This is a genomic window from Desulfuromonas versatilis (assembly GCF_019704135.1).
In the GTDB taxonomy this organism is placed as follows: domain Bacteria; phylum Desulfobacterota; class Desulfuromonadia; order Desulfuromonadales; family NIT-T3; genus Desulfuromonas_A; species Desulfuromonas_A versatilis.
On sequence record NZ_AP024355.1, the window covers coordinates 2,143,997 to 2,165,883 of the forward strand.

At 65.0% G+C, this 21,887-nt stretch carries 20 protein-coding genes; 17 read left to right on the top strand and 3 right to left on the bottom strand.

Going from position 1 to position 21,887, the window contains the following annotated elements; genetic code table 11:
* Positions 1-144 precede the first annotated feature (144 nt).
* A complete protein-coding gene (locus tag DESUT3_RS09560; RefSeq protein WP_221252254.1) occupies positions 145-2,142 on the top strand; it encodes a methyl-accepting chemotaxis protein in 1,998 nt (665 codons plus the stop codon).
* A 79-nt stretch (positions 2,143-2,221) separates the two neighbouring features.
* On the opposite strand, the gene DESUT3_RS09565 is transcribed toward DESUT3_RS09560, so the two are convergent.
* Positions 2,222-3,175, bottom strand: coding sequence for a cation diffusion facilitator family transporter (locus DESUT3_RS09565; RefSeq protein ID WP_221252255.1), 954 nt, complete (start codon positions 3,173-3,175; stop codon positions 2,222-2,224).
* A 30-nt stretch (positions 3,176-3,205) separates the two neighbouring features.
* Positions 3,206-3,721, bottom strand: a complete 516-nt coding sequence (locus DESUT3_RS09570) for a hypothetical protein (RefSeq protein WP_221252256.1) — start codon at positions 3,719-3,721, stop codon at positions 3,206-3,208.
* 221 nt (positions 3,722-3,942) lie between these two features.
* On the opposite strand from DESUT3_RS09570, the gene mutS reads away from it, so the two are divergent.
* The 5 genes from mutS (at position 3,943) to DESUT3_RS09595 (ending at position 13,194) form a co-directional block, all read left to right on the top strand.
* Positions 3,943-6,552, top strand: a complete 2,610-nt coding sequence (gene mutS / locus DESUT3_RS09575; protein ID WP_221252257.1) for a DNA mismatch repair protein MutS — start codon at positions 3,943-3,945, stop codon at positions 6,550-6,552.
* 36 nt (positions 6,553-6,588) lie between these two features.
* Positions 6,589-8,304: an N-acetylmuramoyl-L-alanine amidase gene (locus tag DESUT3_RS09580; RefSeq protein WP_221252258.1), complete on the top strand. Its 1,716-nt coding sequence runs from the start codon at positions 6,589-6,591 to the stop codon at positions 8,302-8,304.
* Positions 8,301-11,015 carry a [protein-PII] uridylyltransferase gene (gene glnD / locus DESUT3_RS09585; protein WP_221252259.1) on the top strand — a complete coding sequence of 905 codons (2,715 nt, stop codon included), beginning with the start codon at positions 8,301-8,303 and terminating at the stop codon, positions 11,013-11,015. The genes DESUT3_RS09580 and glnD overlap by 4 nt, the downstream gene beginning before the upstream one ends.
* 11 nt (positions 11,016-11,026) lie before the next feature.
* Positions 11,027-11,914 carry a site-specific tyrosine recombinase XerD gene (xerD, locus tag DESUT3_RS09590; RefSeq protein WP_221252260.1) on the top strand — a complete coding sequence of 296 codons (888 nt, stop codon included), beginning with the start codon at positions 11,027-11,029 and terminating at the stop codon, positions 11,912-11,914.
* Between the two features lie 65 nt (positions 11,915-11,979).
* Positions 11,980-13,194: a cofactor-independent phosphoglycerate mutase gene (locus DESUT3_RS09595; protein WP_221252261.1), complete on the top strand. Its 1,215-nt coding sequence runs from the start codon at positions 11,980-11,982 to the stop codon at positions 13,192-13,194.
* Between the two features lie 82 nt (positions 13,195-13,276).
* On the opposite strand, the gene DESUT3_RS09600 is transcribed toward DESUT3_RS09595, so the two are convergent.
* A complete protein-coding gene (locus tag DESUT3_RS09600; RefSeq protein ID WP_221252262.1) occupies positions 13,277-13,864 on the bottom strand; it encodes a Slp family lipoprotein in 588 nt (195 codons plus the stop codon).
* Positions 13,865-14,065: 201 nt separating this feature from the next.
* Between DESUT3_RS09600 and DESUT3_RS09605 the strand changes: the two genes are divergently transcribed.
* From DESUT3_RS09605 to DESUT3_RS09655, 11 genes are all read left to right on the top strand, one after another.
* Complete coding sequence (locus tag DESUT3_RS09605) at positions 14,066-14,296, top strand: 4Fe-4S dicluster domain-containing protein (protein WP_221252263.1); 231 nt, start codon at positions 14,066-14,068, stop codon at positions 14,294-14,296.
* 18 nt (positions 14,297-14,314) lie between these two features.
* Positions 14,315-15,382 carry a 3-methyl-2-oxobutanoate dehydrogenase subunit VorB gene (locus DESUT3_RS09610; RefSeq protein ID WP_221252264.1) on the top strand — a complete coding sequence of 356 codons (1,068 nt, stop codon included), beginning with the start codon at positions 14,315-14,317 and terminating at the stop codon, positions 15,380-15,382.
* A 14-nt stretch (positions 15,383-15,396) separates the two neighbouring features.
* Positions 15,397-16,140 carry a thiamine pyrophosphate-dependent enzyme gene (locus DESUT3_RS09615; RefSeq protein ID WP_221252515.1) on the top strand — a complete coding sequence of 248 codons (744 nt, stop codon included), beginning with the start codon at positions 15,397-15,399 and terminating at the stop codon, positions 16,138-16,140.
* 30 nt (positions 16,141-16,170) lie between these two features.
* On the top strand, positions 16,171-16,722 hold the full coding sequence (locus DESUT3_RS09620) for a 2-oxoacid:acceptor oxidoreductase family protein (RefSeq protein WP_221252265.1): 552 nt from the start codon (positions 16,171-16,173) through the stop codon (positions 16,720-16,722).
* Positions 16,723-16,832: 110 nt separating this feature from the next.
* A complete protein-coding gene (locus DESUT3_RS09625) occupies positions 16,833-17,249 on the top strand; it encodes a DNA polymerase III subunit chi (RefSeq protein ID WP_221252266.1) in 417 nt (138 codons plus the stop codon).
* Entirely contained in the window at positions 17,230-17,997 is a 768-nt protein-coding gene (locus DESUT3_RS09630; protein WP_221252267.1) for an RsmE family RNA methyltransferase, read from the top strand. Before DESUT3_RS09625 ends, DESUT3_RS09630 begins: the two co-directional genes overlap by 20 nt.
* Positions 17,998-18,042: 45 nt before the next feature.
* Positions 18,043-18,780 (top strand): RNA methyltransferase, encoded by a 738-nt coding sequence (locus DESUT3_RS09635; protein ID WP_221252268.1) that lies wholly within the window; start codon positions 18,043-18,045, stop codon positions 18,778-18,780.
* 44 nt (positions 18,781-18,824) lie between these two features.
* On the top strand, positions 18,825-19,220 hold the full coding sequence (locus DESUT3_RS09640) for a hypothetical protein (protein WP_221252269.1): 396 nt from the start codon (positions 18,825-18,827) through the stop codon (positions 19,218-19,220).
* Positions 19,217-20,506, top strand: a complete 1,290-nt coding sequence (gene rlmD / locus DESUT3_RS09645; RefSeq protein WP_221252270.1) for a 23S rRNA (uracil(1939)-C(5))-methyltransferase RlmD — start codon at positions 19,217-19,219, stop codon at positions 20,504-20,506. The genes DESUT3_RS09640 and rlmD overlap by 4 nt, the downstream gene beginning before the upstream one ends.
* Before the next feature lie 78 nt (positions 20,507-20,584).
* Positions 20,585-21,244, top strand: coding sequence for a hypothetical protein (locus DESUT3_RS09650; protein WP_221252271.1), 660 nt, complete (start codon positions 20,585-20,587; stop codon positions 21,242-21,244).
* Positions 21,245-21,362: 118 nt separating this feature from the next.
* Positions 21,363-21,851: an LSm family protein gene (locus tag DESUT3_RS09655; RefSeq protein ID WP_221252272.1), complete on the top strand. Its 489-nt coding sequence runs from the start codon at positions 21,363-21,365 to the stop codon at positions 21,849-21,851.
* Positions 21,852-21,887 lie beyond the last annotated feature (36 nt).

Consider the following 21,887-nt stretch of genomic DNA (forward strand, 5'->3'; position numbering starts at 1 on the left):
TAAAATCCCGATTCAGTGGGGGGGATTTCATTTCATTGAATTTAATGGCCGGAAAATTGCATTTAATGGGTTTCCGACAGAGAAGACTCTTCTCGGGTGCGAATTTTTTCAATGGCCGTCAACCAACTTCAAGGGACTTGGAACATGGGTAACAGGGATTCACAGGACGGAATCGCCAGGCACTGGATCTATGCCATGGGGGGCCTTCTGCTTGGCGTCTCGGCGCCGGTCGGCTGGATTCTGCTGCGCCTTTGTCTATTCTGGGATCAGCAGCTGGGCATCTGGCAGCAGGTGATCGGCGACCTTGCCCAATCGAGCGAACACATAGCCCTGTACTGCTACATGGGCGGAGGCACCGCCGTGGTTCTTGGCCTGTGCGGCTTTTTCATCGGCAAGGCCACCCAGCAGGTGCACGAGAGGGCCCGCAGCCTGGACGAGGCCAATCGCGCCATTGCCCAGCAGAAGGGGGAGTTCGAGCGCAGGTTCAGGGATCTGGACAACAGCATCAAGAACTTCCACTCCATCAATACCCACATCCAGAAATCCATCGACCAGCGCGAGGTGCTGAAACTGGCCGCCGATGGCCTGCACGAGGTCCTCGGCTACGACCGCGTCAACGTGCTGATGGTCAACGCAGGCCGCAACGCCCTCGAGTTTCATGCCAGCAGGGGGGCGGGGAGCCAGGGCGATTCGGACCTCAGCCTGCCCCTGGATGCCAGGGCCGGGGCCCTCTACAAATGCATCAGCGAAAAACGCATCATCCTGGTGGAGGATATCGCCGGCTCAGGGCCGGATTTCCGCCTGAAGCCCCCCTGTGACAAGATCCCCCAGCTGCGCTCGCGAAGCTTTATTCTCTGTCCGATCATCGTGCGCGACGAGGCGATCGGCCTGTTCGGGGTGGACAACCGCAAGGGGCGCAAGAAGCTCGACGACACCGACCTCGACACGGTCAAGCTGTTCGCCGACCAGGTCTCCTCGACCCTGACCAAGATCAACCTGCTGGAGGCGGTGGAGACCCTCACCGACGAGCTCGAGCACACTTTTGCCGAACTGCTCAAGTACCGCGAGGAGCATTCCAGGCTCGACCGCTCCCTCAAGCAGGCCGCCGGGTCCACCGGCGAGGCGATCATGGACATCGCCGGCGCCGCGGACGTGGTGCGCGAGGCGGTCGACGCGACCCGCTCCTCGGCGGGAGAGATATCCGTCTCCATCGAGCAGGTTTCCCAGAACCTCAACCAGATCAGCGACTTCATGGACAATTCCATTTCCGCCATGAACGAGATCTCGGCCACCATCCGCCAGGTGGAAGAGGGCGCCGTGCGTTCCCATTCCATGTCCCAGACGGTCAAGCAGCACGCCGAAAAGGCCGTGGATTCGGTGAAAAACGCCCTGGCCGGACTCACCGGCATCTCCGCGGCGGTGGAATCGGCGGTCAGCACCATCAGCCAGCTCTCGCAGAAGAGCGAGCAGATCGACAGCATCACCGGGGTCATCACCGACATCACCCAGAAAACCAACCTGCTGGCCCTCAATGCCGCCATCATCGCCGCCCAGGCAGGCGAGCACGGGCGCTCCTTCGCGGTGGTGGCGGACGAGATCCGCAGCCTTTCCAACGAAGCCGCCAAGTCGACCGGAGCGATCACCCAGATCGTCAACGAGATCAAGGACCATACCGGACGCACCGTCGACCAGATCGGCAAGACACGGGCCCTGGTCAAGGACGGGATGAGCCTGGGCGAGGGGGTAGGGCTGGCCCTGCAGCAGATCCTCGAGCGCGCGACCCCCGCCATGGAAATGGCCCACGGCATCCGCAAAGCCACCCAGGAGGTCTCCATCAGTGTCGGATCCGTGACAACCTCCATCGAGAAACTCGGCGAGATGTCCGCCCAGGTTTCCTCCGCTTCGGGGGAGCAGGCCCAGGGGACCCGCAGCATCGTCCAGTCCATCGAGGAAGTCAAAAATATGGCGGACGATATGGCCATTGCCACCGACAAGCAGAAGCGCAATATCCAGGAGATCGAAGGGGCGGTGGGCTCGGTCAGCGAGATCGTGCTGCGGATTTTCGACGAGATGGAGGAGCGGCGCAAGCGCAGCCGCGAGGTCATCGACAAACTGGAGCGGCTCAAGGAGGTGGGCAGCTGAGGCTGCCTGGGGATGCCGAATCGGTGAAGGGGTGCGGGCGACCGCACCCCTTTTTGTTTGGCGATGGACTCCGAGTGGGCTACTTCCTCGGTGGATGCGCCGACCGAGCGGTTTTTCCTGGTACCCGGTGCTGGTCGCGGCAGGCCTCCCGCCCCGGGCAGTCGGGCAGTTCGCAAGGCTCGATGTGGATGATGACGTCGGAGCCCAGGATCTCGTGCTCGATCTTTTTTTCCAGCTGATCGGCGATCCGATGGGCTTCGGCCACGCTGAGATGCCGGCAGACCGTCAGGTGGAAATCGAGAAGTTTCTGCGACCCGGCGCGCCGGGTGCGCAGATTGTGGTAGCCGAGGGGCTCGCCGGGGAAATTCTCGATGATGTCGACCACCTTCTGCAGAACCGGGGTCGGCAACTCGGCATCGAGCACGTCCTCCATGCCGTGGCGCACCAGGCCGAGGGCCTCGTAAAGGATGTAGAGCCCAACCAGCAGGGAAAGCACGGGGTCCAGCCAGGGGACGGCGAAGATGCTGATCAGCGCCAGGCCCACCATCAGTGCCAGGTTGGTGTAGACGTCCATGGCGAAATGCAGCGAGTCGGCCTTGAGAGCCGAAGAGTCCGTGGCGGCGGCGACCCGCTTCAGGTGGCGGCTGATGAAAAAGGAGGCGGCGGTGCTGATCCCCAGCACCAGGATGCCGCCGCCGAGCCGCTCCGGCTCCACTCCCCGATACAGCCGGCGGGCCGATTCAAAGATGATCCAGGCCCCCGATAAGGTGATGACGGTGGCCTGGAGCAGGGTGGCGAGGGTTTCGTATTTGCCGTGGCCGAAGGGGTGACGTTCGTCGGCCGGTTTTTCGGCCTGGCGGATCGCCATGTAGTTCACCCCCGACATCAGGATGTCGAGCAGCGAGTCGATGGCGGAGGAGAGCACCGCCAGGGAGCCGCTCAGCACCCCGGCGAAGAGCTTGAGCACCGCCAGGCAGAAGGCCGTGGCGATTGCCAGGCGGGCCGCGCCGATCTTGTCGGGCAGTCGGGTCATCAGGGAGGCTCCGCGGGGGCTGAGGAGGGGCTAGCCTTCGATACCGCAGGCCCGGTTCCAGCTCTGGAAGCCATCGCCCTCGATGGCCCAGAACGATTCGATCCGCGCCGCGTAGAAATCCAGGTCGGCGCAGTCCCGGCCGATCTCCGTCAGCAGCTCCGCGCTGACCTTGCCGCTGCTCTGGCAGTATTCGTAAAAGGCCCGCACCCCTTCCAGGATCCCCTGCAATTCCTTCATGTTGGGTTCCAGGGTCTTAACGATGTACCAGTTGCCGGCAAACTGCCGGACCCTGCCGGGGGCCAGTTGGAAGATATTCTCCCGGCGGTCGGGGATGATGAATTCGCGCAGAAAGTAGTCTGCCCCGTAGGCCAGGGCGCTGGCCTGCTCGGGGCCGAGCCCGCAGCGTTCGACCTGATTCAGGTAGAAGGTGCGCAGAAAATCGCTGCACAGCCGGTCGACCCGGATCTCGTCCTGCAGGTTGTCGATGGCGAAGTTCTCCTGGGCGAATTCGGGCACGCCAGGATAGCTGTTTGTCGTTGCGGTCATGAAATCCTCCTGTTATCGAGGCCTTTCATAACACCGCCGTGGCTTTGCGGTCAAGGGCAAACCCTTTTCGGGGTGCAACTCGGGGTTTCAGGTTTTATTTACATCGGCCGGCCGGTTTGTTAACATAACGCGGCTTTGCCGGCCGCGTTTCGAAGCCGGGGCCGGTAATCTCCGTCACCAAGAATTATGCGCCTTTTTTCTGTTTCGAGGTAGTTTCCCGCATGACCAGCATGACCCCGATGATGCGCCAGTACCTGGAGATCAAGTCCCAGTACAGCGACGCCATCCTGTTTTTCCGCCTCGGCGACTTCTACGAGATGTTCCTGGACGACGCGGTCACCGCCTCGCGCGTCCTCGATATCACCCTGACCTGCCGGAACAAGGGGGCCAGCGAAGAGATCCCCCTGTGCGGCATCCCCTTCCACAGCTCCCAGCCCTATATCGCCAAGCTGGTGGAAAACGGCTACAAGGTGGCCATCTGCGAACAGGTGGAGGACCCCCGGGCCGCCAAGGGGATTGTCAAGCGCGAGGTGGTGCGGGTGGTCACGCCGGGGCTGGTGGTGGACACCGACACCCTGCAGCCCAAGGAGAACAACTACCTCATGGCGCTGTGCCCCGGCGAGGGGCGCTGGGGCATCGCCGTGCTGGATATCACCACCGGCGAATTCCGGGTCACGGAAACCGCCGACCGCGAGGGGTTGGCCAGCGAGCTGACCGCATTCAACCCGCGGGAGGTTCTGCTGCCCGGCGACGACGGCGGCAGGGCTCTGGAAAAATGGCTCGGCCACCACCTGGCGGGGCGCATGGTCAACCCCCTCCCCGATTGGGTGTTCGAGCTCGACCGGGCCGAGGGGCAGCTGCTCGGTTTCTTTGGCTGCTCCTCCCTCGAGGGGTTCGGCTGCGCCCATCTGCCCGGCGCCATCCGCGCCGCCGGGGCCGTGCTGCACTACCTGGAGGAGACCCAAAAGGGGACGGTAACCCACATCCGCGCCCTGAGCACCTACCACGCCCAGGACTTCATGGTCCTGGACGAGGCCACGCGGCGCAATCTGGAGCTGACCGCGGCCCTGCAGGGGGGCAGGCGCGGCTCGCTGCTCGGCGTGCTCGACCGGACCGTGACCGCCATGGGCGGGCGCAAGCTGCGCAAATGGATCAACGCCCCGCTGCTGGACGTCGAGCGGATTCGCAGCCGTCACCAGGCGGTGGCCGAACTGGTGGAAAAAAGCCTGATCCGCGAGGATCTGCGCCGGGCTCTCGACGGGGTCTACGACCTGGAGCGGCTCAACGCCAAGATCTCCATGGCCACCGCCAACGCCAAGGACCTGGTGGCCCTGCGCAGCTCCCTGGAGCGCCTGCCGGGGGTGCTCGAGCTGCTGGGCTCCCTGGCGAGCCCGCTGCTGGGCGAACTGCAGGCGGACGTGGACCCCCTGGAGGATGTCTGCGAGGCGGTCTCCCGGGCCATTGTCGACGATCCCCCCTTCGTGCTGCGCGAAGGCGGGCTGATACGCGACGGCTACGATGCGGAGTTGGACGAGCTGCGCTCGATCAGCCGGGAAGGCAAGGGGTTTATCGCCCGGCTGGAGAGCCAGGAACGCGAACGGACCGGGATCGGCAGCCTCAAGGTGCGCTTCAACAAGGTTTTCGGTTACTATATCGAGGTGACCAAAACCCAACTGACCAGGGTGCCGGAGGATTACCAGCGCAAGCAGACCCTGGCCAACGCCGAGCGCTTCATCACCCCCTCGCTGAAGGAATACGAGGAGAAGGTTCTCGGTGCCGAAGACCGCATCGTGCAGATCGAGTACGACCTGTTTCAGCAGCTGCGCCAGCAGGTCGCCCTGCAGGGCGGGCGCATCCAGGAGAGCGCCGATCGGCTGGCCAGCCTCGATGTGCTGCTGGCGCTGGCCGAGATCGCTCACGAACGCAACTACGTCGCCCCGCAGATGGACGAGAGCGGCGACCTGGTTATCGAGGAGGGGCGCCACCCGGTCATCGAGGCCATGAGCCTGTCCGAGCGTTTCGTGCCCAACGACCTGGTGATGGACACCCGGGAAAATCAGCTGCTGATCATCACCGGCCCCAACATGGCGGGCAAGTCGACCTTCATGCGACAGGTGGCCCTGGTCGTGCTCATGGCCCAGATGGGGAGCCTGGTGCCCGCCCGCTCGGCGCGCATCGGGATCGTCGACCGGATCTTCACCCGGGTGGGGGCCAGCGACAACCTGGCGCGGGGGCAGTCCACCTTCATGGTCGAAATGACCGAGGCGGCCAACATCCTCAACCATGCCACCCCGCGCAGCCTGATCGTTCTCGATGAGATCGGCAGGGGGACCTCGACCTTTGACGGCATCAGCATCGCCTGGTCGGTGGCCGAATATTTGCACGACAATCCGCAGGTGGCCGCCAAGACGCTGTTCGCCACCCATTATCACGAACTGACCGATCTGGCGGTGACCCGGGAGCGGGTCAAGAACTACAACATCGCCGTCAAGGAATGGAACGAGCAGATCATCTTCCTGCGCAAGATCGTCAAGGGGGGCGCGAGCCATTCTTACGGGATCCAGGTGGCGCGGCTCGCCGGGCTGCCCAAGGCGGTGATCGAGCGGGCCCGCGAAGTGCTCAAGAACCTCGAGTCCGGCGAGTACGAAACCCAGGGGCAGCCGCGCCTGGCCCGGGGCAAGCAGGGCGGCCGAGCCAAGGTGGCCCCCCAGATGTCTCTGTTCGACAGCAGTCCCGACCTGCTGCGGCAGCGCCTCGATGAAGTGGACGTGAGCGTCCTGACTCCTCTGGAAGCCTTGAACCTTTTGGACCAGCTGAAGAAATTGGTGTGACCCATGCGGTTTTTTCGATGCCTGACATTGCTTTTAATGCTGGGGCTGGTTTTCCCCGGCGCCGTGCTGGCCGACCAGGCCGAAACCGACTATCAGAAGGCCCGGGGCAGCTACAGCAGCCTGCAGGACTCGGCGCGTAAAAAACTCTACCGGGAGAACTGGGTGCAGGTGATCGACGGGTTTCTGGCCGTGGCCCGCAGCCATCCCGGCCACCGGCGGGCCCCGGATGCTCTTTACCTGGCGGGCAAGGCCTGCCAGGGGCTCTACGAGATCTCGCGCAGCAGGGGCGACGCCCTTCGGGCGGTGGAGACCTACGACCGGGTCGCCGATGAGTATCCCCGCGATTCCCTCGCCGATGACGCGCTGCTGCTGGCTGGCGAGCTTCTCGAGTCCGCACTGCAGGATCCCGTTCAGGCCTATCTGCGCTACCAGAGGGCGGCCGAGCAGTTTTCCGGCGGCGACATGGCGTCGCTGGCCAAAAAGAACCGCGAGCGCCTGGCCGGCCACGCTCCTGCCAGGCCAGCTTCGCCCCCGCCCGCGGCCCCGGCCCCCGCCAAGGCCAAGGCGCAACCCGGGAGCGCAGGCCAGGTCAGCCTCAATGGGCTGCGTTTCTGGTCCAATCCCGGCTACACCCGGGTGGTGGTGGAAATGAGCGGTTCCGCCGACTATACGGCCAACTTTCTGCCGGGCGACCCGAAAAACGGCACCCCCCCGCGGATCTACGTCGATCTCCAGGGGGTCGCTTCGAGCAGCGCCATCCAGGACATGACCTCGGTCGATGACGGGCTGCTGCGCCAGATCCGGGCGGGACGGCCGGACCAGGGGACGGTGCGGATCGTGCTCGACCTGTTCAGCATCAGCGACTACAAGGTATTCCCGCTGGCCGATCCCTATCGGCTGGTGATCGACGTGGCCGGCGAGCGCGGCACCACCCTGAGCGCCAAGGAGCCCGAACTGCGCTCCCTTCCCCCGGGAGCCGGCGACGGCATTGCCGGGATTCTCGACAAAGCCCCCGACTCAAAACCCCCCAAGGTGGCCATCCCGTCCACCGAAGGAGGCCATCAGCAGCTGCGGCGCATCGTGGTCGATGCCGGGCACGGCGGCAAAGACCCCGGGGCCGTGGGGCCCTCGGGGGTGCTGGAAAAAGACGTCACCCTGGCCATGGCCCGGTCCCTGGCGCGCAAGCTGGAAAGCGAATTCGGCTGCGAGGTGATCCTGACCCGCAACCGCGATGTCTTTCTGCCCCTGGAGGAGCGCACGGCCATCGCCAACAAGGTCGGGGCGGACCTGTTCATCTCGATTCACGCCAACGCCGCCCGCAACCGCGACGCCTACGGGGTGGAGACCTATTACCTGAACTTTTCCAAGAACGACAAGGCCGCCGCGGTGGCCGCCCGCGAGAACGGCACCTCCCTCAAGGAGGTCGGGGATCTCGAGCTGATCCTCTTCGACCTGATGGCCAACGCCAAGATCAACGAGTCGAGCCGGCTGGCCGCCGAAATCCAGAAGTCCCTGGTCGACCGCCTCTCCCGGCACTATTCCCACGTCAGGGACCTCGGGGTGCGCCAGGGCCCCTTCTATGTCCTGCTCGGCGCCACCATGCCCTCGGTCCTGGTGGAGACCGCCTTCATCAGCAACCACCGGGAGGAGTCCCGGCTGACCGACAGCAAGTACCACGAGAATACCAGCGACGCCATCGTCACGGGCGTCCGCAATTACGCCACCGCTCTCAAGATGATTGCCTCCCAATGAACCTTGACGACAAGAGACATACAGAACCCTTTTTCTCCCGTGAACTGCTGACCGACCCCGCCATGCCCTACGAGGAGCGGCGCCGGCTGCTGCTCGAGGGGGGGCGAGCCTATCTCCAGCACCACCGCGAGGCGATCCGCGAAAAGCACCGCAAGGGCGCCTCGGGCCGGCAGATCGTCGGCAGTCTCACCTCGCTGAGCGACACCCTGATCCGCAACCTCTACCGCAGCGTCTCCGCCGACATCCCCCCCGAGGGGCAGGGCGCCTGCGCCCTGATCGCCCTGGGCGGCTACGGTCGCGGCGAGCTCAACCCCTATTCGGACATCGACCTGATGTTCTACTACCCCGGCAAGGACAAGTCCTTCGCCGAACTGATCTCCGAACGCATGCTCTACCTGCTCTGGGACCTCGGGCTCGAGGTCGGCTACAGCGTGCGCACCGACCGCGACTGCCTGGAGATGGCCGAGCGGGACATAACCGCCCGCACGGCGCTGCTCGATTCCAGGCTGCTGGTCGGCGACGAGACCCTTTACCAGGCCTATGAGAAGGCGGTGCTGGGTCCGGTCATCGGCAAGAACAGCCAGGGCTTCATCCGCGAAAAGCTCGAGGAGAACCAGCGGCGCCTGCGCAAGTACGGCTCCTCGGTCTACCTTCTCGAGCCCAACATCAAGGAGGGCGAGGGGGGGCTGCGCGACCTGCACACCGGGCTCTGGGTATGCCAGGTCAAATTCAAGGCCCGCAAGCTGCGCGACCTGGTGATCAAGGGGGTGATGACCGAGGAGGAGGCCAAGGATTACGAAGACGCCCTCGACTATCTCTGGCGCATCCGCAACGAGCTGCATTTTCTCTCGCCGCGCAAAAACGACCAGATCTACTTTGACATGCAGGAGAAGATCGCCCGCTTCCTCGGCTTCAAGGACAACCGCAAGGCCCTGGCCGTCGAACAGTTCATGCAGGATTTCTACTCCCAGGCGCTGAAGATCGAGCATGTCGCCGCCAGCATGGTCAGCAAGGCGACGCAGCAGGACGAACCGACCTTCCGGGTGCTCGGCTACCTGACCCGGCGCACCGTGGAGGAGGGCTTCTACATCCTGCGCGGTGAGCTTCGGGCCAGCCGCAAGGACCTCTTCGTCACCGACCCGGAGCGGATCATGCGGGCTTTCGTGCTCGCCCAGCGCCACGAGGTGGCGCTTGCGGTCTCGGTGAAGGGGATGATCCGGGAGAGCCTGCACCTGATCAACGACAAGGTACGCCGCTCGCGGCTGATGACCGAGGGCTTTCTGGAGATCCTGCGCACCCCCAAGGGGATGGCCCAGGCCCTGCGCGAAATGCACCACCTGCAGGTGCTCAACCGCTTCATCCCCGAGTTCGGCCGCATCTACTGCAAGGTCCAGCACGACGCCTACCACATCTATACGGTGGACACCCACTCGCTGTTCGCCGTGGAGGAGATCGCCAAGCTCTGGCGCGGCGAGTACCGGGAGAAGAAGCCGCTGCTGACCCAGGTGGCCAACGATATCGAAAAGCGGGCCCTGCTGCTGCTCGCGGTGCTGTTCCACGACATCGGCAAAGGGGAGGGGAAGGACCACTCCAACAAGGGGGCCGACCTGATCCCGACCATCGCCCGGCGCCTCGGGCTCAACCGCGAGGACAGCCAGCGCCTGGAGTTTCTGGTCCGCAACCACCTGGTGATGGCCCATATCGCCCAGCGCCGCGACCTGCACGACGAAAAGCTGATCATCCAGTTCGCCCGCACCATGGGGATGAGCGAAAATCTCAAGATGCTCTACCTGCTCACCTTTGCCGACATCAAGGCGGTGGGCCCCGATGTCTGGACCGAGTGGAAGGGGTTCCTGCTCCAGGAGCTGTACGAGAAGGCCTACCAGGTGCTGGAGCGGGGCAATTTCCAACTCGAACAGCGCTCGGAAAAGGTCCGCAACCGCAAGCGCAAGGTGGTGGAACTGCTCGAGGAGGAGTTCGGCCTGCGCCCGGTCAAGGAACAGGTCAAGGCGATGAGCACCCGCTACCTGCTGAGCTATCGCTCGGCCACCATCGCCGATCACCTGCGGCTGGTGTTCAGCCGCCAGGACCGCACCCTGGCCACCCGGATCGAACACGAGCCGGAAGGCAAATACACCCAGGTCACCATCACCACCCTCGACGTCCCCGGGCTGTTCGCCAAGATCGCCGGGGTGATGGCGGCCAACGGCATCAACGTGCTCGGTGCCCAGATCAACACCCTGAGCAACGGCGTGGCCCTGGACGTGCTGCAGGTCACCGGTTCGACCGGCGAGATTCTCGACAAGGCCGCCAAGTGGAAGCGGGTCGAAGAGGATCTCACGGCAGTCATCGAAGGGCGGGTGCAGGTCGAAGACCTGGTCGCCAAGCGCCATCGGCCCAGCTTTCTGGTCGAGCGTCCCAAGCCCCGCTTCCCCAACCGGGTGGAGCTGGACAACGAGGTCTCCGAAGAGTACACGGTCATCGACATCTATGCCCACGACAAGGTGGGCCTGCTCTACAGCATCTGCCAGACCTTCAAGGAACTCGGACTGTACATCGGCGTCTCGAAGATTTCCACCAAGGTCGATCAGGCTGCCGACACCTTTTACGTGCAGGATATTTTCGGCCAGAAGATCCTCAAGCAGGAGCGGATGGAGGAGATTCGCTCGCAACTGCTCGCGGCCATTTCGGATGAGGAAAACGCTGGCTGAGACATGGGTTTATGCAGAACAACCTCGACCTTTTTCTGAGCTATTTGACCGTCGAGAAAGGGCTCTCGCGCAACACCCTGGACGCCTACGGCCGGGACCTCGGCCGCTACCTTGACTTTCTCGAGGCCCGGGGGATCGGTCGGGCGGAGGAGATCGGCCCGACCACCGTACTGCAGTTCCTTGCCCAGCTGAAACAGGCGGGGCTTTCCCCACGCAGCCGGGCCCGCGCCCTGGTCGCCCTGCGGACCTTTCACAAGTTTCTGCTGGCGGAGCGGCTGTGCCCCACCAACCCGGCGGCGAAGGTGGCCGCTCCCAAAACCCTCAACGCCCTGCCCGGCACCCTGAGCCCCGCCGAGGTCGAGAAGCTGCTCGCGGCACCGGCGGGAGACTCCCCCCTCGAGTTGCGCGACCGCGCCATGCTGGAGATTCTCTACGCCACCGGGCTGCGCGTGTCGGAGCTGGTCGGGCTGCGGCTCCAGGACCTGCAGTTGGATGTGGGCTACCTGTTCGCCTTCGGCAAGCGCAGCAAGCAGCGCATCGTCCCCCTGGGCGAGGCGGCCCTGGAACAACTGCGGGAATACCTGCGCTACGGCCGGCCACCGCTGGAGAAGGGTGCAGGCAGCCAGTTCATTTTCCTGAACCGGGCGGGTAAAGGGTTGACACGGCAGGGGTTCTGGAAGATTATAAAGCGCCGCGCCCTGCAGGCGCATATTCGGAAGAACATCACCCCTCACACCCTGCGCCATTCCTTCGCCACCCATCTGCTGGAAAACGGGGCGGACCTGCGTTCGGTGCAGGCCATGCTGGGCCACGCCGACATCTCCACCACGCAGATCTATACCCACGTCACCCGGGAGCGGCTCAAACAGATCCACGGACGTCACCATCCCCGGGGATAACGCAGAACGGGCGTCCCCGAACGAGGCTGCCGGCGCTGCGGAACCATGGAATTGAAGAGGAGACAATGAAATACCTGGTATTGCTGGGCGACGGCATGGCCGATGAGCCCATCGAAGAACTCAAGGGGAAGACCCCTCTCGAATTTGCCCGGACCCCGCGCATGGACCAGTTGGCCGACCAGGGAGAAATCGGCATGGTCGAAACCATCCCGCCTGGTTTTCATCCCGGCAGCGATGTGGCCAATCTCTCGGTCTTCGGCTACGACCCCGCACTCTGCTACAGCGGCCGCTCGCCCCTCGAGGCAGCCAGCATGGGGGTGGAGTTGGGGCCGGAGGACGTGGCGTTTCGCCTCAACCTGGTCTATTTGGTGGCCCATTACGGCAAGCTCTACATGGGCGACTTCTCCGCCGGGCACATCAGCACCGCCGAGGCCCGCCAGATCATCGCCACCCTGCAGCAGGAGCTGGGCGACGAGGAGTTCCATTTCTATCCCGGGGTTTCCTACCGGCACCTGATGGTCTGGCGCGGCGGCAAGGACAAGCTCGAATTCACCCCGCCCCACGACCTGACCGGGCAGAGCGTCGAGGGGCACATGCCCCGCGGGGAGGGCGCCGAGCGGCTGATCCAGCTGATGAACAGCGCCCAGCTGCTGCTGCATCGCCACCCGGTGAACCTGCAGCGCGAGCAGCAGGACAAGCCCACCGCCAATTCGATCTGGCTCTGGGGCCACGGCCGGCCGCCGCGCATGGAGACCCTGCAGCAGCGCTTCGGCATCAGCGGCGCGGTCATCTCCGCCGTCGACCTGATCAAGGGGATCGGCACCTACGCCGGCCTGGATGTGATCGAGGTCCCCGGGGCCACCGGCTACATCGACACCAATTACGTCGGCAAGGCCGAATATGCCCTGGAGGCGCTGAAGAGCAGGGACTTCGTCTACCTGCACGTCGAGGCCCCCGACGAGGCGGCCCACGCCGGCAACCTGCAGGACAAGATCAGGGCCATCGAGGATTTCGACCAGAAGGTGGTCGGCACCATCCTCGACGGGATCGGCGCCCTGGGCGACTATCGGCTGCTGGTGCTGCCCGACCACCCCACGCCCCTGGCGCGCATGACCCACACCAGCGACCCGGTCCCCTACATCCTGTACGGCTCCGGCGGCGAATTCCCTCACCAGGGGGAGGGCGGCGGCTACTGCGAGCGCTCCGCCCGGGCCGCGGGCGTCAAACTCGACCAGGGGCACCGGCTGATGGCCCGGCTGATTCGCGGCGAAAAGCCCTGAGTCGAGCCGACCCGGACAGATGGTAAAAAAAGCGAAAAGCGGGCTGCGCAGCCCGCTTTTCGTATTTCCGGCATCCAGTCCTTCAGCGTGCCCCGGCGGGGCGGATCCAGGTGGGCGTGTAGGGGTAGGGGGCGTAGGCCGGCGCGTAGCGGTTGCCGCGCTCCTCGGGCTCGGGGGCCTGGTAATAGGGGGCGTAGAGGTTGGCGTGGGGCTTCACCCCAAGGCGAAAGGGGGTCTCCCAGAGGTAGATCTCTCCCGGGGAGAACACCGGGTAGCGGTAATCGACGTAGCCCCCCTGGTAAAGCTCCTCGCCGTCGAGCGTCGCGGTCAGGGTCAGCAGCCGTCCCGGCTCGAACCGGGCCGGGTCGAAGGGGCCTGCGCTGCGCACCAGGAAGCGGCTGCCGGTCTCGTCGACGGCCACCGGCTCGCCCCAGGGGTCGAGGCTGAAGCGCAGCAGTTCAAGGGTTCCGGCCCCGTCGTCGGCGCGGTTTGCCAGGATCAAACCGCCCAGCAGCAGGGTCCGCCCCTGGTGGCTGGCAGGGTTTTGCCGCAACTCCGCGAAGCTCGGCTGCGAGCCTGCCGCAGCCCGCTGTTCCCTGGAGATCACGTGGCTGCATCCCGCCAGGGCCAGGGTGCCGGCCAGCAGCGCGAGTAACAACACAGGTTTCATTTCCCCCCCCCTTTCAACTGTTTCTGCGTGACACATCCATTCTAGCAGCTTTTCCGGCATGTCCCAACTCGGGGCGGCGTCGCTTCCCCCGCCGGGCGAAGCAGCCGCGGCCGGCTGATTTGAGTTGACGCCGCGAGCCCTGTTTTGTTACTGTCAAACATTGAAAATCGCCCAGAATCAGGCTGCGGAAGGACTTTTTTCATGCCCAGACTTGTCATCGACGAGGCCCGCTGCAAGGGGTGCGCCCTGTGCACCATCGCCTGCCCCAAGGGGCTCATCCGGCTGAACAGCACCATCAACAAACACGGCTTCCTGCCCGCCCATATCACCGCCAAAGACCTGGCGAAGTGCTCCTCCTGCACGCTGTGCGCCCAGATGTGCCCCGATGTCGCCATCAGCGTGTTCCGCGAGACCAAGCCCGAACAACAATAAGTCCGGAGGGATGCAGATTTGACCAAGCGCCTTTTCGTCAAAGGGAACGAGGCCGTCGCCATGGGTGCCATCGAGGCGGGCTGCCGGTACTATTTCGGATATCCGATCACGCCCCAGAGCGATATCCCCGAATATCTTTCCCGGGAACTCCCCGGGGTGGGGGGCGATTTCATCCAGGCCGAGAGTGAAATCGCCTCCATCAATATGCTGCTCGGCGCCAGCGCCTGCGGCGCCCGGGCCATGACCTCCTCCTCCAGCCCGGGGATCTCCCTCAAGCAGGAGGGGATCTCCTACATGGCCGGCAGCGAACTGCCCGGGGTCATCGTCAACATCTGCCGGTCCGGCCCCGGGCTCGGCGGCATCGATGCCTCCCAGGCCGATTATTTCCAGGCGGTCAAGGGGGGCGGCCACGGCGGCTACCACATCATCGTCCTCGCCCCCCATTCAGTGCAGGAGATGTACGACCTGACCATGCTCGCCTTCGATCTCTCCGACCGCTACCGGGTGCCGGCGATGATCCTCGCCGATTCGGTCATCGGCCAGATGAAGGAGGCCCTGGTGCCCCATTCCTACGCGGCCCCGGCCGATTTGCCGGCCAAGGACTGGAAGGTCACCGGCAAGGGGGGGCGCCAGGAGCAGCGCGTGGTCAAGTCACTCTATCTCGGCGACGGCGAGCTGGAAGCCCACAACTGGCGCTTGCACGCCAGGTATGCTCAGCTGAAAGCCCGGGAGGTGCGCTTCGAGGCGGCCGGAACCAGCGGCGCCGACCTGCTGGTAACCGCCTACGGCAGCACCGCCAGGATTGCCAAGACAGCCATCCGTATGGCCCGCGAAGAGGGGCTCAAGGTCGGGCTGCTGCGGCCCATCAGCCTGTTCCCTTTTCCCGCCGGAGCGTTTCTCGACGCCACCGCCGCGACCAAAAAAGTGCTCTGCTTCGAGCTGAATGCCGGCCAGATGGTTGAGGACGTGCGGCTTTCGGTGGCCAGGGACGCCGAGGTGTTTTTCTACGGCCGCCCCCCGGGGGCGGGCTCTCTGCCCACCCCGGAAGAGTTTCTGGAGCAGATCCGCAAACATTGCAAGGATTGACCATGACCCGCCCATTGCAGAAGGTTTTCGACCGGCCGGTTTCCCTCAAGGATGTGCAGACCCATTTCTGCCCGGGCTGCCAGCACGGCACCATCCATCGCCTGGTGGCCGATGCCATGGATTCGCTCGGGGTTCAGCAGCGCACCATCGGGGTCGCCTCGGTGGGCTGCAGCGTGTTTCTCTACGGCTATTTCGACGTCGACGTGGTCGAGGCGCCCCACGGGCGGGCCCCGGCGGTGGCGACCGGGGTGAAGCGCGTGCACAAGGACAAGATCGTCTTCACCTACCAGGGCGACGGCGACCTCGCGGCGATCGGCACCAGCGAAATCATCCACGCCGCCAACCGCGGAGAAAAGCTGACGGTCATTTTCGTCAACAACACCACCTACGGAATGACCGGCGGCCAGATGGCGCCCACCACGCTCCCCGCGCAGAGGACCACCACCTCGCCCCGCGGCCGGGATGTGGCGGTGGACGGCTACCCGATCCGCATGGCGGAGGTTCTCGCCGCCCTGGAGGGGACCGCCTATTCGGTGCGGGTCTCGGTCAACTCGCCGAAAAACATCATCCAGGCGGGCAAGGTCATCCGCCGCGCCTTCGAACTGCAGACCCAGGGGGTTGGCCTGAGCTTCGTCGAAGTGCTCTCGGCCTGCCCCACCAACTGGGGGATGGATCCGCTCAAGGCCAACGAACGGGTGGCTTCGGAGATGATCCCGTACTTCCCCCTCGGTTGTTTCAAGGACATCACCGCCGCCTGAGGGCGGGCTGCTGCCAGGAGTTAGCGCTTTATGACCCACGATGTGTTCATGGCTGGATTCGGTGGCCAGGGAGTCCTGCTGATCGGCAACCTGCTCGCCCAGGCGGCCATTCTCGAAGGCAAGAACGCCTCCTACTTCCCCGCCTACGGGGTGGAAAAACGCGGCGGCGCCGCCACCTGCACGGTGGTGATCTCGGCGGACGAGATCGGCTCGCCGGTGGTCGGCAGGCCCGGGGCGGGCCTGATCCTCAACCAGGCCTCCATGGACAAGTATTTCGAGCGGATCCGCCCGGGCGGCTTTTGCGTGGTCAACACCTCGCTGGTCGAGGTGCCCCGCGGCGGGCGGGACGACCTGGCCCTGCTGGAGATCCCGGTCAACGAACTGGCCCTGGAGATCGGCGATGCCCGGCTCGGCAACATGATCGTCATCGGCGCCTATGCCGAGCAGAGCGGCGCCGTCTCCCTGCAGAACCTGCAGCAGGCCCTGGCCGAAGTCCTGCCCGAGCGCAACCACCGGTTCATCCCGCTGAACGTCAAGGCCATCGAGCTGGGCGCGTCGCTGGCGCGCAAGGCCGCGGCCTGAGCCTGGCCCCTTGCGGGGCTTCCCCATTGCCGAAAAGTTGCATGGAGCACTGCGCGGACCGGGTTTCGACGCCCGGTCCGGCTGTTTGCTCCGCAGGGAAAATCGTTGCCATGACCAGGGTAGAATTCATAAAGCTGCGCAAACCCGAAAAAGCCAAGCACCTCTGCGAGCTGGCCGATGCCTTCTTCCGCCAGGGGAAGCGGGTGCTGATCACCGTGCTGGACGACAACCAGGGGGTGACCCTGGATCGTTTCATGTGGACCTGGCAGAAGGGTTCCTTCATCCCCCACGCCTATGACAACGGGGCGGTCGACTGCCTCGACGACCCGGTGGTGATCGGGACCCGGGAGCGCAACCCCAACGGGGCGCGGGCCCTGATCATGGGGCGGCCCTGTTCGCTGGAGTTCGTCCGCCAGTTCGAACTGGTCATCGATTTCGCCGAGGCCTACGACGAGGAGCTGCTGGCCGAATCCCGCAGGCGCTTCGTTCGTTACCGGGAGGCCGGGTTTGACGCCGGAATGCGTTAACGGCGGCGGCGCGTCCAGCCTGGTGCGGCTCGCTGCGGCTCCGCGGCTCGAAAGCGAGGTGCCGCTGCCGGACTCGGCCATCCGGGCGCTGGAGGCCTGGGGCGCGCGTCCCGGTGAGATCCTCACCGTCTGCGACCCGCAGCAGACCTTCTACCGGGCGCGGCTGAGCTCCCTGGAGCCGGGCCGGGCGAGCGTGGTCCCCTTCGAGGTCTTCGCCCGCCCTCCGGAAAGCGCGCTGGCCATCGAGGTCTACCAGGCGCTGCCCCAGAAGGAGCGTTTCGAGCTGATTCTGCAGAAGCTCACCGAGGTCGGCGTGGCGCGCATCGTGCCCTACCGCAGCAGCCGGTCGATCTCCCTCGAAGAACGCGATTGCGGCCAGAAAAAGTCCCACCGCTGGGCCGAGGTGGTGCTGCGGGCCTCCAGGCAGTGTCGGCGCGCCCGGCTGCCGGAGCTCTTCCCGATGCTGGGCTGGGAGGAGGCCATCAGCCTGGCGGGGCAGGCGGATCTCAAGCTGATGCTCTACGAGGGGGATGCTCCCTGGACCCTGAGCGAAGCCCTGGACAGGGAAAGGCCGGTGCGCATCGCCCTGCTGGTGGGGCCTGAGGGGGGCTTTACCCCGGCCGAAGTCGAGCAGGCCGGGCATCTGGGTTTTCTCCCCGTTTCCCTCGGCTCGCGCATCCTGCGCACCGAGACCGCCGCCATCGTCGGCGCCGCCCTGGTCCAGTTCTCCCTGGGGGATCTGGGCTGATTTGCCGATAGTTTCGAACCCGTTTCCCTTGCCCTCTGAGTATTCATGAATTTCGACAATATTTCCGTGGTGCTGGTCGAGCCCCAGGGACCCCTGAATATCGGCTCGGTCTGCCGGGCCATGATGAATTTCGGCTTCTCCGACCTGCGCCTGGTCAACCCCAGCGCCGACCACCTGAGCGACGAGGCCAGGCGCATGGCCGTGAAGGCCTCGGCCCTGCTGGAAGGGGCCCGCATCTTCCCCGACCTGGCCGCGGCCCTGGCCGACTGTCAGCTGGCCCTCGGCACCACCCGCCGCTTCGGCAAATACCGCGAGGACTTCCTGCATCCCGACCAGGCCGCCCGGGTGGCTCATCCGTTGGCCGAAAAGGGGCGGGTCGCCCTGGTCTTCGGCCGTGAGGACAATGGCCTGCTGACCGCAGAGCTCGACCTCTGCCAGCGCTTCATCACCATCCCCACCAGCGAAGCGCTCCCTTCCATGAACCTGGCCCAGGCGGTCTCGCTCTGCCTGTACGAGGTGGCCAAATGCTGGGGAGAGCTGGCGGGCAAGGGGGGCGGGCGCAAGCGGCTGGCCAGCGGCAAGGTGCTCGAGGGGCTGTACCGGCACATGCGCCAGACCCTGCTGGATATCGAATACCTCGATCCGCAGAACCCCGAGCACATACTGCACACCTACCGGCGCATTTTCGGGCGGGCCGGGCTCAACGAGCGGGAGGTGAGGATTCTCCACGGCCTGTGGAGCCGCATCGACTGGCTCGAGAGCGAACGCAAGAAACGCCGTTAGTACACTGCGCAGCACCAACTATCAAGACCAGGACAGGGCTCGAAATGGACCAACCGTACAGAAGCGAACGGCTCGACAACGGACTGCTGGTGGAGTTCCGGGATGTCTCCAACCGCTACTTCGGCGACTACCACCGGGTGCGGGTCGAGGTGATCTGCCGGCTGGCGCTGGGCGAGGGGCTGTTCGCCGGCAGCGCCGACCCCGCCGCGGATTGCGAACAGGCCAGAAAGCTGCTGGGGCCGGAGATCGTCTTCGCCCGCAGCCTGGAAAAGATGGGGGTGGCCGGGGCCGCGGTCGAGCAGACCCGCGAGGAGCTGATCCAGGGGTTTGTCGAGAGCACCTTCGCCTATCTGGGGAAGCCTGATTTTGTCTCGCGGCTGCTGGCCCGCGAACTGTCCGAGGCGCGCAAGGCGCGCGGCCCGTTTTCCGGGAGGCGATGATCGAACCGATAGCCATCGAAAATCTCGCCTACGGCGGGAGCGGGGTGGGGCGCCACCAGGGCAAGGCCGTGTTCGTTCCCCTGAGCGCCCCGGGCGACCTGGTGCGTTGCCGCGTGGTCCGCGAAAAAAAGCAGTATTGCGAAGCGGAGATCGTCGAGTTGCTCGAGCCGGCCGGCTGCCGGCGGGCCGCCCCCTGCCCGGTGTTCGGCGAGTGCGGGGGGTGCCAGTGGCAGCATCTTGCCTATGCCGACCAGGCCCGCTGGAAACAGGAGATTTTCGCCGACACCCTGGCCAGGCGCTGCGGCGTGTCCCGGGAGCGGATCCTGCCGCTGGTCGAAGCCCCCGATGAATGGGCCTACCGCAGCAGGGTCCAGTTCAAATGCCGGATGACCCGGGATGGATTCGTGATGGGTTTTTACCGCCGCGGCAGCCATTTCGTCATCGATGTCGACTCCTGTCCCATCGCGGCGGCCCCGATCAACCGTGCGCTGGCGCTGTTCCGCCAATGGCTGGGAGCCTCGCCCTGCCCGGAGCGCGTCCCCCAGGTCGATCTGGCCTGCGGCGACGACGGGCGGTTGCGGGCCGAGGTGCACGTGCTGGAGGGGGCCCAGGAGCTGCTCGCCGGGCACCTGGAGCCGCTGGCCGCCGCGGCCGGAATCAGCCTCTTCATCCAGGCCGGGCGCAAGAGCACCCTGCGTCACGTCCGGGGCAGCGGCGAACTGTTCATCCATCCGCTGGCCGGGGAGCCGATGGCGCTGGCCTACGGCCCGGGAGGGTTCGCCCAGGTCAACCTGGCGCAGAATCGGGCGCTGGTGGGCCATGTGCTCGGCGCAGCCGCACTCGGTGGAAGCGAACGGGTTCTCGACCTGTTCTGCGGTATGGGCAACTTCTCCCTCCCCCTGGCGCGCCATGCCGCCTCGGTGGTCGGTGTCGAAGACTATGCCCCCTCCATCGCCATGGCGCGGCGCAACGCCTCGGCGAATGGTCTGGGCAACACCCGCTTCCTGGCCTGCCCGGCCGAAAGCGCCCTGGCCGAGCAGTGGCAAGAGGGGTTCGACCTGGTGCTCCTCGACCCGCCCCGGGCCGGGGCCTACGATATCTGCAGGGAACTGGGGCGGGCGCGCCCCGGCAAGATCATCTACATCTCCTGCGACCCCCAGACCCTGGCCAGGGACCTGGCGCCGCTGCTGCATAGCGGGTATAGTTTGAATTCGAGCAGGGCCTTTGACCTGTTCCCCCAGACCTATCATGTCGAGAGCGTCAGTGTGCTGACCCGTACGGCCTGAACAGACAGCGGCCGCTGCGCATCCGGGGAGCCCCAGGGGTTCCCGACATCGAGTCCACCCCCTTCAAGGAGAAAGACCATGGCTTTGACCCGGTTGCAAATGGCAGTTCTGGCGCTGTTCCTGGTGGTAGGCTGCACCGCCGCTCCGCCGCGGGTGGACCGCACCGTGGATGTCGGCTCCGGCCTGAAACTGGGGTTGGCCCTGCCCAGCGAGCGCTGGGTGGTGCAATCCACCGTCCCCGATTTCCTGGTCGAGGAGCGGGCCGAACACCTGGAGCACGAGCTTGCCGAAAAAGGCAAGCAGGTCTCCCGCGAAGACCTGCTCAACCTCTCCCGCAAGCGGCTTTCCGCCAACGAACTGTTTGTCTTCAACCCGCAGACCAGGGCGGTGCTTGAGGTGGATTTCAGCCCCCTGGACAAGGGTGAGTCCGCCCCCTCCAGGGGGACGGTCGCCAACTCCGCGCGCTTCGCGGGGGAGAGCCTCTCCCAGGAGGAAGGGGTGACGCAGGCCAGCGCCGATGTCGCCAAGACCCGGGTTTACGGAGCCATGGCCGCCTACCGGCTGGATGCCGCCTACCAGCACCACGGGCACAGCACCCGGTTTGTCGGGGTGGTCGGGTTCGCCGACCCCTGCTGGTTCTATCTCTACTACACCGATCCCCTGGCCGATGCGGCCGACCTGCAGGAGATGGACAGCCTCCTGCGCAACCTCCTGGTGGAGGGGGGTAAGGTTAAGTAAGGACTTGCGTTTTCTGCTTGCAATTCCATTACCTTCATGGTATTGATTTTCTGATTTAGTTGTTCACTAGAAAAAAGTGAGCTTTCCGCTCACTTTTTTTGTTGGCAGAGGATGGAAATTGGCCCAGGAATCGACTCACGACAAAGTTCGCTCGCTGCTCGTCGCGCTGCTTGACGACCTCGGATTCGAGCTGGTGGATCTGGAATACAAGCGGGAAGGGCGCGACTGGGTTCTGCGGCTTTTCATGGACAAGGAAGGCGGCGTGACTCTCGACGACTGCGTGGATGTCAGCCGCGAGGTCGGCGCCCTGCTGGATGTCGAGGATCTCATCGAGACCGCCTACCGTCTCGAGGTCTCCTCCCCCGGTCTCGACCGGCCGCTGAAAAAGCCCCAGGACTACGAACGCTTCGCCGGTCGGTTGGTCAAGGTGAAGACCTACGAAAAGCTCGATCCCGACCAGCGCGGCCACGAGCGCAAAACTTTCACCGGCAAGCTTCTCGGGCTCGAGGGGACGCTGGTGCGCATCGAGCAGTTGGACAAGAAGGGGGGCGTGGTCGAGTTGCCCCTTGAGGCCATCGCCAAGGCCAACCTGGAGATAGATCTCTAGGCGGTTGTCGAACTGTACGGGTCGAAGCGAAAAACC

Coding starts and splice junctions, on each gene's coding strand:
- DESUT3_RS09560 (WP_221252254.1), top strand. CDS start 145: ATGGGTAACAGGGATTCACAGGACGGAATCGCCAGGCACTGGATCTAT.
- DESUT3_RS09565 (WP_221252255.1), bottom strand. CDS start 3,175: ATGACCCGACTGCCCGACAAGATCGGCGCGGCCCGCCTGGCAATCGCC.
- DESUT3_RS09570 (WP_221252256.1), bottom strand. CDS start 3,721: ATGACCGCAACGACAAACAGCTATCCTGGCGTGCCCGAATTCGCCCAG.
- mutS (WP_221252257.1), top strand. CDS start 3,943: ATGACCAGCATGACCCCGATGATGCGCCAGTACCTGGAGATCAAGTCC.
- DESUT3_RS09580 (WP_221252258.1), top strand. CDS start 6,589: ATGCTGGGGCTGGTTTTCCCCGGCGCCGTGCTGGCCGACCAGGCCGAA.
- glnD (WP_221252259.1), top strand. CDS start 8,301: ATGAACCTTGACGACAAGAGACATACAGAACCCTTTTTCTCCCGTGAA.
- xerD (WP_221252260.1), top strand. CDS start 11,027: ATGCAGAACAACCTCGACCTTTTTCTGAGCTATTTGACCGTCGAGAAA.
- DESUT3_RS09595 (WP_221252261.1), top strand. CDS start 11,980: ATGAAATACCTGGTATTGCTGGGCGACGGCATGGCCGATGAGCCCATC.
- DESUT3_RS09600 (WP_221252262.1), bottom strand. CDS start 13,864: ATGAAACCTGTGTTGTTACTCGCGCTGCTGGCCGGCACCCTGGCCCTG.
- DESUT3_RS09605 (WP_221252263.1), top strand. CDS start 14,066: ATGCCCAGACTTGTCATCGACGAGGCCCGCTGCAAGGGGTGCGCCCTG.
- DESUT3_RS09620 (WP_221252265.1), top strand. CDS start 16,171: ATGACCCACGATGTGTTCATGGCTGGATTCGGTGGCCAGGGAGTCCTG.
- DESUT3_RS09625 (WP_221252266.1), top strand. CDS start 16,833: ATGACCAGGGTAGAATTCATAAAGCTGCGCAAACCCGAAAAAGCCAAG.
- DESUT3_RS09635 (WP_221252268.1), top strand. CDS start 18,043: ATGAATTTCGACAATATTTCCGTGGTGCTGGTCGAGCCCCAGGGACCC.
- DESUT3_RS09640 (WP_221252269.1), top strand. CDS start 18,825: ATGGACCAACCGTACAGAAGCGAACGGCTCGACAACGGACTGCTGGTG.
- rlmD (WP_221252270.1), top strand. CDS start 19,217: ATGATCGAACCGATAGCCATCGAAAATCTCGCCTACGGCGGGAGCGGG.
- DESUT3_RS09650 (WP_221252271.1), top strand. CDS start 20,585: ATGGCTTTGACCCGGTTGCAAATGGCAGTTCTGGCGCTGTTCCTGGTG.